Origin of the sequence: Leptolyngbya sp. PL-A3, assembly GCF_039962325.1 — a bacterium.
In the GTDB taxonomy this organism is placed as follows: Bacteria; Cyanobacteriota; Cyanobacteriia; order Elainellales; family Elainellaceae; genus Vacuolonema.
The window spans coordinates 430,315-437,934 of record NZ_JAMPLB010000001.1 but is presented as its reverse complement, the minus strand read 5'-3'; the positions used below and the strand labels follow the sequence as shown (position 1 = coordinate 437,934).

The following is a 7,620-nucleotide window of genomic DNA, read 5'->3' as shown; positions in this document are numbered from 1 at the left end:
ATCACGCAGGGGATGTTTTTGGCGACGGGTCATAGCAGGGCACCCAAGGGTTCCCTACTATCTTGACAGCCGCCTATAAAAAATGGCGATATTCGAGTCAAATGACCCACTAGTTTGATGACCCAAGCGATCGCCTTAAAGACCTATGAGTACTGAGAAGGAAAAGATGCTGGCTGGGGAACTCTACCTGGCCTCAGACCCAGAGTTAGTGACAGAGCGCACCCATGCGCGACGGTTGATGTATGAGTACAACTTAAGTTCGCCAGATGATGGAGAGGGGCGATCGAGCCTCCTGCAACAACTTCTGGGTCACTGCGGTAACAACGTGTGGATTGAGCCACCCTTCTATTGTGATTACGGTATCAACATTCATTTTGAGGATGGGGTCTACCTTAATTTCAACTGCGTCCTGCTCGACTGTGCCCCTATTCACATTGGTGCCAATACCCTAATTGCACCCGCCGTACAAATCTACACGGCTTACCACCCCACAGATCCCGCTACCCGAACGACGGGGTTAGAGTTAGCTGCTCCCATCACAATTGGCAAAAATGTTTGGATTGGTGGCGGAGCCATCATTTGCCCAGGGGTGACTATTGGGGACAATACAACCATTGGAGCAGGAAGCGTTGTTGCAAAATCGATCCCATCCGGGGTCATTGCCGTTGGGAATCCCTGCCGGGTGGTTCGGGAAATTGGTTGATGTTGCCTCTACTTCACAGGACAACATCCCTAGCTTCATCCATAGCTTCAAATGTCACAAAACCTAAACCTTCCCTCTTTTAGCCCCTCAATCCTCAGTCTGAAGTATTAGGCTTTGAACAGAACGCGCGACAAAAATTCGATAGATTAAACAGATTTTGTAGAGAGTCCCTACTCTAAAGCGATTCAATTTCAAGAGGTTCTATGGTTTCTACGACGGAAAAGATGGTTCACTACCCCCTGATTATTGGGGGCGAGAAGATTACGAGCGGGAGCGAGGATCTCATCAATCCGGCAACGGGCCAGGTATTTGCCACCGTCGCCCTGGGAACGAAAGCCGATGTAGACCGGGCCGTGCAAGCGGCAAAGGCCGCTCAGGTGGGCTGGGGGGCGCTGTCCTATGGTGAGCGTTGCGCGGCCATGATGAAACTTGCCGACGCCCTGGAAGCGCATTCCGACGAACTGGCTCAGCTGGAGAGCCTGAACGCCGGGAAAGCCACCAAGTTGACGATTAACGGAGATATTCCTTTCTCCATTGATAACATTCGCTACTTTGCCTCAGCAGCGCGGCGACAGGAAGGGACAGCAGCAGGCGAGTATGTGGGTGGCTACACCAGTATGATACGGCGAGAGCCTATCGGCGTAGTGGGTGCGATCACGCCCTGGAACTATCCGCTGATGATGGCGGTGTGGAAGATTGGCCCGGCGATCGCTGCTGGTAATGCTGTCGTTCTCAAACCCGCCCCTAACACCCCCATTACCACCATTCGGCTGGCAGAAATTGCTATCGAATCAGGGCTTCCTGAAGGGTTGATCAATATCGTGACCGGCGGTGTTGAAGTCGGTGAAGCGATCTGCACCCATCCCGACATCGGCATGATCACCTTTACGGGTAGCACGCGCACCGGACAACGGGTTGCTGAACTCGCCAGCCCCATGATCAAGCGCGTCACCCTGGAACTGGGTGGCAAAGCTCCCTTCGTGGTGTTTGATGATGCGGATATTGAAGCCGCAGCTCACGGTGCCGTAGTTGGAGCTTACGTCAACTCAGGTCAGGACTGCACTGCGGCTACCCGGATTTATGTACAGGATGCCGTGTATGACCAATTCCTCGCCCGCTTCACAGAGTTATCAAAGCAGGTAATTGTGGGTGATCCATTTGACGAAAACACCGATATTGGCCCCCTCTCCAGCCAAGCTCAACTGAATAAAGTGAAGGGTTATGTGGAGGATGCCAAGCAGCAGGGCATTCAGGTGATTACTTGCTCAGGCGTGCCCAGCGAGGGTTATTACTTCCCGCCAACGATTTTGGTAGACCCGCCTCACACCGCTAGCTGTGTATGTGAGGAAATCTTTGGTCCCGTGGTTACGGTCAATCGCTTCTCAACCGAAGAAGAGGCGATGCAGTTGGCGAACGATACACCCTACGGCTTGGCCGGCAGTGTGTGGACGCTGAATGTACAACGGGCGATGCGAATGTCCAAGGCAATTCAAGCAGGTACGGTGTGGGTGAATGATCACCTGCCGATCGCCAGCGAAATGCCCCATGGTGGTTTCAAAATGAGCGGTGTGGGTAAGGACATGTCCCACTATGCTCTAGAGGAGTTCACTGTTGTGAAGCATGTGGTATTCGACATTACAGGCGAGCAGCGCAAGGGCTGGCATTTCACCACTTTTGGTAAAGCAGATGCCTAGTGACAGCTAAATAATCAAAGAGAGGGTGAGTGCGGCGCACTCACCCTCTCTTTTTAAGCGCTGTGCGCGTTGACTGCGTACGGTGGCGTGGGGGACAAAGTGCATCACACCACCGTTGCTCTACTTAACACACTTGCACATTGCTATATGTCATTAGTTCGGACAGTTTTTCTGAAACCCTTGATTTTGCGTGCGCTTCGCGCACGCAAAATCAAGGGTTTCAGAAAAACTGTCCAGAGTATTGATATGTGAACTATTTAGCTTTGAGTTTTTGAGCGGGAAGCAACCATCCGCGCAATGCCCAACAGTTCTGTAAACAACTTGGGAGATATCAAATAAATCATGGTGACATAGACAAGACTGCCAATAGCAGTCCCTACAATTAACAATTCCAGAGGCTTCAAAACATCCTGGAGCGCAGCCCTTACGATTAAAATGACGCCTGCCATCACCACAGCACTCGACACGGGAGCAACAAACGTACCGAGATATGTCGACAAACGCTCTTGAATCAGCTTGCTAACGGCCCATTGTCCAACGGGGAAGACGAGGTAGCCGCGAATAACAGATGCAGCAGTGACAGCCATAATGCCGAAGGGGAGGGCGATCGCAAATCCAACCAAATTCAACGTCGCATTCAACACACTGAGCCAGAACCACCAGGCAGGTTTGCCCATCGCCACAAATACAGACCCCTTAAAGAAGGTAATGGCTCGCAGGACTCCCATAAACGCCAGAATTCGCATTAATGGAATCGAGGGAGCCCACTGCTCACCAAACAACAGCACATTCAGCTCTGGAGCCAGCACTGCCATCCCCAAAAATGTAGGAAAGGCAATCGTACTGGTTAGTTGCGTCGCCTTGTAAAAAGCTCGACGGAAGCGCTCTGGGTCAGACTGCAATCGGGAGAAGGTGGGCAGTGCCACGTCTCGAGTGGTGTTAACCAACAACTGCGTCATCACGTTGAGCACTTTATACGCAACGGTGTAATAGCCAAGTGCTGTGGCTCCTAAAAAATAGCCTACGAGGAAATCATTAATGCGGGTGTTGAAGAAAGTGAGGAAGTTGAACCCCATAATGTGTACCCCGATCCCGAACAGATCGTGAAAATGGCGGGCCGACACCTTAAAGCCCGGACGCCAATCGCTACAGACCCATAACGTGATTGAACCGAGGGCTTCATAGACCATCTGCTGCGCTACCAGGCTCCAAACTCCGAAGCCGCGCCACGCCATTAGAATACCAATGGCTCCCCCAGCGAAAGTAGCCACAAGCCAGCGAGCGGCGATCGTCTTGTACTGAAACTTGCGCTCCAGAATGGATTGCTGCACCTTGTTCAGGGCAGACACAATAAATAGAACCGAGAAACATCGGAGAATCGGCGTTAAAGCAGGTTCACCAAAGACATTCGCTGCCAGCCCAGCGCCCGAAAATCCCATGGCGGCTAGCAGCACGCCTACAGCTAAATTGATCCAGAAAGCGGTGTTCAAGTGTTCCGGTTCCAGGTCCTCTCGCTGAATGATGGCTTGACCAAAACCCTGTTCCAGAAAAAGCCGCATGAAGCCCAGGAAAACATTGGCCAGCGCAATTAAGCCAAAATCTTGGGGCTCCACCAGACGGGCCAGGATGAAGAAGATAATTAATGTGCCAGCCTGGCTTCCCCAGTTCCGCACAATTGACCAAACAACACCTTGAATTGCCTTCTGCTTAATGCTCATATCCGTACATACTCGTGATTAGGGGCATAGGGATTGGGTTCTTAACAGCCCCCTGAAAGGTTCATTTCCCAAACTCTTCAAATTTTGGAAGTAATTGTGGGGTGGGATATTCCCACTGGATCAGGAGGGCAAGAGCCCCACCCCACAAGGTATACAGGCTATTTAACTCAGGTTCTTTAACCTCAACAAGGTCAAGCCGTTTTGCTGAAGGTAGGGGTCGCGGGTGAGACTGGCACCTCAGGGGCCGCTTCTTTCGAATGAGTGGCGCGCAGGTTAGCATAACGCTGCTGTAGATGTGAGTGGCGATCGGTCAAATAGGTGTTGAGGTTATGTTCCAGCTTTGACAGAGCACGGGCGAGGAAATTATTGCCTTTGCCCAGGGTTAGACGGTTCACCAGGGGCTTGGTGATGGTGATATGGCGTCGCCATCCCAATTTCTTGTATTTACTCTGGAAGTAGCCGTCTTCTGCTAAATCCCACTTTTCCCGAAGGCGGTTAAGGCTAGCCAGTGTCCAGGCATTGCTCCAGCGCAGCATGTAGTAATGCAAGTCGCTCTTCTCCAGGGGCGGGCCGGGGACGTAGGTGACAATGCAAGCGGGTTCAAAGAACACTTTGCCTCCGGCTTGCCGTACCGTCATGCAGAAATCCAGGTGCTCTTTGGTGTTGAGCATCTTCTCATCCAGGAAGCCGACGCGATCGAAGATTTCAGTCCGCACCAGCACGCAGTGGAATTCTGCGAGTTCTGTCTCCTGGCGTTGAAGGCGATCGCTCATCTCCACCACCTTATGGCCCTGGTCGTACATCTTCTCGCGCAATCGCCGCCGCCCAGTCTTATCAACCCAAACGTGGGACTCACCCCCTGCAAAGTGAATTTCTTCGTGAATGGGTTCGTGCTGGCACATAAGAGGGCCGACCACGGCGGCTCCGGTTTCCTCGGCGCATTGCACCAGGGTATCTAACCAGCCGGGAGAGACAATGACATCATTGTCAATAAACACGACGTACTGAGTGGTCACCTGCTCCAGACCCAAATTTCTGGCCTGGTTGGGGTAAAGATAGAGATCGGTGCGAATTAGCTTGAATTGGTGGGCCTGGGCCTGCTCTTCTAGATAGCGCTTGATATGGCCCGGAGAATTGCCATCTACATATACCAGATTAAAAGGCTGCGGTGTATGTTCAAAAATGCTTTCCAGGGAAGCTTGCGTACAGCTGAAGCGTTCCCGAGGAACCACCACGATGGTGACTGGGGTTGTGGATGAATTCGTCGATGGCATCATTGGAGATGGCGTTGTCATAAGAATTCCTCACGTTGTCGGAGCTTGAGCAGTCGTCGGTTTCGTCGCAAACACGGGTGGGGTTACTCGGGCCGCATCTGTGGCAGAATGCAAGCCCTGATAGAGGTCTACTAATCGCTCATTCAGGGTGTCCAGGTTGTACTGAGTTTCGATAGTGGCTCGTCCGGAACGGCCCAGAGGTTCCCAAGATTCTGGGTGTTGAATCAGGTAGGACAGGCGATCGGCTAGTGCAGCGACATCTCGTTCAGGCACCAGAAAGCCATTGATCCCGTCTTTAACCAGTTCAGGAATACCCCCATGCCAGGTACCAATAACGGGTAGGCCCATTGCCATGGCTTCTTTCAACACATTGGTTGGGGCATCTTGATTGCCATCCTCAGCCGTGACACTGGGCGCCACAAACACATCGGTATCTTTGAGAATTTCAGTGATTTCCTGTTCATTTTTCCATCCCAATAGATGAACTGCATGACCCACTTCCAATTCATCAATCAATTGCTGGAGTTTGGGCTTTAAGATCCCATCCCCAATGATGTTGTATTGCAACGTGGGATAAATGGGTAGGAGCTGGGCGATCGCCCGAATCACGTACTCAATTCCCTTTTTCTCAACCAACCGTCCAGTGGTAGCAATGCTAACACCACGTTCAGGGCGGGGATGCCGCGCAATATACGGGAACTTGCCACAATCTAAGCCTGAACGATGCACCGCGATTTTGTTAGAATCACATCCTAATTTGATAGCCCGTTGTCGGAAAAAATCACAGTTTGCGAGGAAAAAATCCCCCTTTCGGAATACGGCATCGTAAATGTGCTCACCCCGCTCCTGAACATAGCTGCTAATGTCATAGCCTCGAAACATTACGATGAGCTTCGCCTTAGGCCGAAACAACTCACAGAATGTCATCCCGTTTGACCATTGCGTACCAAATTGGCAATGTACGATGTCATAAGCAGGTTTATCAGCCAACACAGCCGCTACATAAACACGTCGAAGAGCCAGAGCACCCAGGCCGTAGCGAAAAATGTTGAGCGATCGCAAAAACAGTGCAGGATTCCGATAGAAGTGCGTAATAAACAAGCTGATTCCAATCAGGACTCGCATCAGGAGAGAGGATGGTATCGGGAGTAGCGTGCGGGTTCGCTCCAACAGCCCATACTTCATCACATCCGGATGCATTTTAGCGTTGTGATGAACGCGATTGGTATAAATATCAACCTCATGGCCTCGATCAATCAAACCCGTTGCCTGATTAATAATGAACGTTTCCGACAGGGAGGGAAAGTCATGAACTAGAAAAGCAACTCGCATATTTGCTCCTAATGCGTGACCAAATTCCTGAAATCAACGTTCTGCACGCTTACTGATGCTGGTAAATACCCCTGGCATTGCTAAGGGCGATCGCGATTAACATCGTGAGCATCGCTAGGGAGATGCAACCGTGCAAAACGGAGAGCATTGTTTGACAATGCCCAATCGCGACACAGGGCAGAAGCCTGCATCTATGCCTTAAAGAACTGGCGAAGCTACGAACTTGAGGATCGATAAAGTTTGAGTGTGTGTTTGCAATAAGCGGTGTTAAGGCAAACGAAAGTATTTTCGAATCTCCATACATAGGCGCTTTTGCGCAGATAGATGCATGGAACGATGCCCCATCAGAACGGTCTCAACGAAGCCGTTATCAACTGACGTTACAGCTCAAAGAGCGCGATAACAAACGACTAAACAGTAAATGCGCCCTGAAATTTCGAAGGCATAGTGTGAATACATCTAAATTTATAGCCCCTAACTTCAAATTAATCCAGCCTTTATATTGTCAAAATAGGTTAAACCAGCTCTCATAATTTAGGCCTCCAATTCTAATCAAAACTTAGTACCGATGAAGCCGATGAACTGCCTTAATTAGCTTGAAATACTAACAGAAACGTATCCGTCGAAAGTTACATATAATCATCTATCCTTATGCATAGAACATGAATTTATACTCAGCTTCATTCTGTTATGGTAGAGGTCGTTTATTCACTACCATTACCGCATTGAAAACCGGTAGCACTCAATCTTAAAAGCTGACGCTTTTAGAACTACGGCTTCTTGCACAAAGACTCTATATTTTGATTGGGTGTTGTGTAAAACACCTCAGCGTAGACTGAGTCCTAAAACCGAGATTTTTTTGTTGTGGCATATTTACTCTCACAGCAAAAAACTCGGTT

General features: G+C 50.3%; 5 protein-coding genes. 2 read left to right on the top strand and 3 right to left on the bottom strand.

Annotated features, from left to right (window positions below; all coding sequences use genetic code 11):
- The first annotated feature begins 145 nt into the window (after nt 1-145).
- Together NDI52_RS01820 and NDI52_RS01815 are read left to right on the top strand one after the other, a co-directional pair.
- Nucleotides 146-703, top strand: coding sequence for a sugar O-acetyltransferase (locus NDI52_RS01820; protein WP_190774108.1), 558 nt, complete (start codon nt 146-148; stop codon nt 701-703).
- A 203-nt stretch (nt 704-906) separates the two neighbouring features.
- Complete coding sequence (locus tag NDI52_RS01815) at nt 907-2,397, top strand: aminobutyraldehyde dehydrogenase (protein ID WP_242036031.1); 1,491 nt, start codon at nt 907-909, stop codon at nt 2,395-2,397.
- Between the two features lie 257 nt (nt 2,398-2,654).
- On the opposite strand, the gene NDI52_RS01810 is transcribed toward NDI52_RS01815, so the two are convergent.
- The 3 genes from NDI52_RS01810 to NDI52_RS01800 form a co-directional block, all read right to left on the bottom strand.
- Nucleotides 2,655-4,115, bottom strand: a complete 1,461-nt coding sequence (locus NDI52_RS01810) for a lipopolysaccharide biosynthesis protein (protein WP_190774107.1) — start codon at nt 4,113-4,115, stop codon at nt 2,655-2,657.
- Between the two features lie 191 nt (nt 4,116-4,306).
- Nucleotides 4,307-5,410: a glycosyltransferase gene (locus NDI52_RS01805; RefSeq protein WP_242036030.1), complete on the bottom strand. Its 1,104-nt coding sequence runs from the start codon at nt 5,408-5,410 to the stop codon at nt 4,307-4,309.
- 9 nt (nt 5,411-5,419) lie between these two features.
- Nucleotides 5,420-6,721: a glycosyltransferase gene (locus tag NDI52_RS01800; protein ID WP_190774106.1), complete on the bottom strand. Its 1,302-nt coding sequence runs from the start codon at nt 6,719-6,721 to the stop codon at nt 5,420-5,422.
- Nucleotides 6,722-7,620: the final 899 nt, after the last annotated feature.

Bases quoted from the DNA above. Each gene is read 5' to 3' on its own strand.
- NDI52_RS01805 (WP_242036030.1), bottom strand. From the start codon at position 5,410: ATGACAACGCCATCTCCAATGATGCCATCGACGAATTCATCCACAACC.
- NDI52_RS01820 (WP_190774108.1), top strand. From the start codon at position 146: ATGAGTACTGAGAAGGAAAAGATGCTGGCTGGGGAACTCTACCTGGCC.
- NDI52_RS01815 (WP_242036031.1), top strand. From the start codon at position 907: ATGGTTTCTACGACGGAAAAGATGGTTCACTACCCCCTGATTATTGGG.
- NDI52_RS01800 (WP_190774106.1), bottom strand. From the start codon at position 6,721: ATGCGAGTTGCTTTTCTAGTTCATGACTTTCCCTCCCTGTCGGAAACG.
- NDI52_RS01810 (WP_190774107.1), bottom strand. From the start codon at position 4,115: ATGAGCATTAAGCAGAAGGCAATTCAAGGTGTTGTTTGGTCAATTGTG.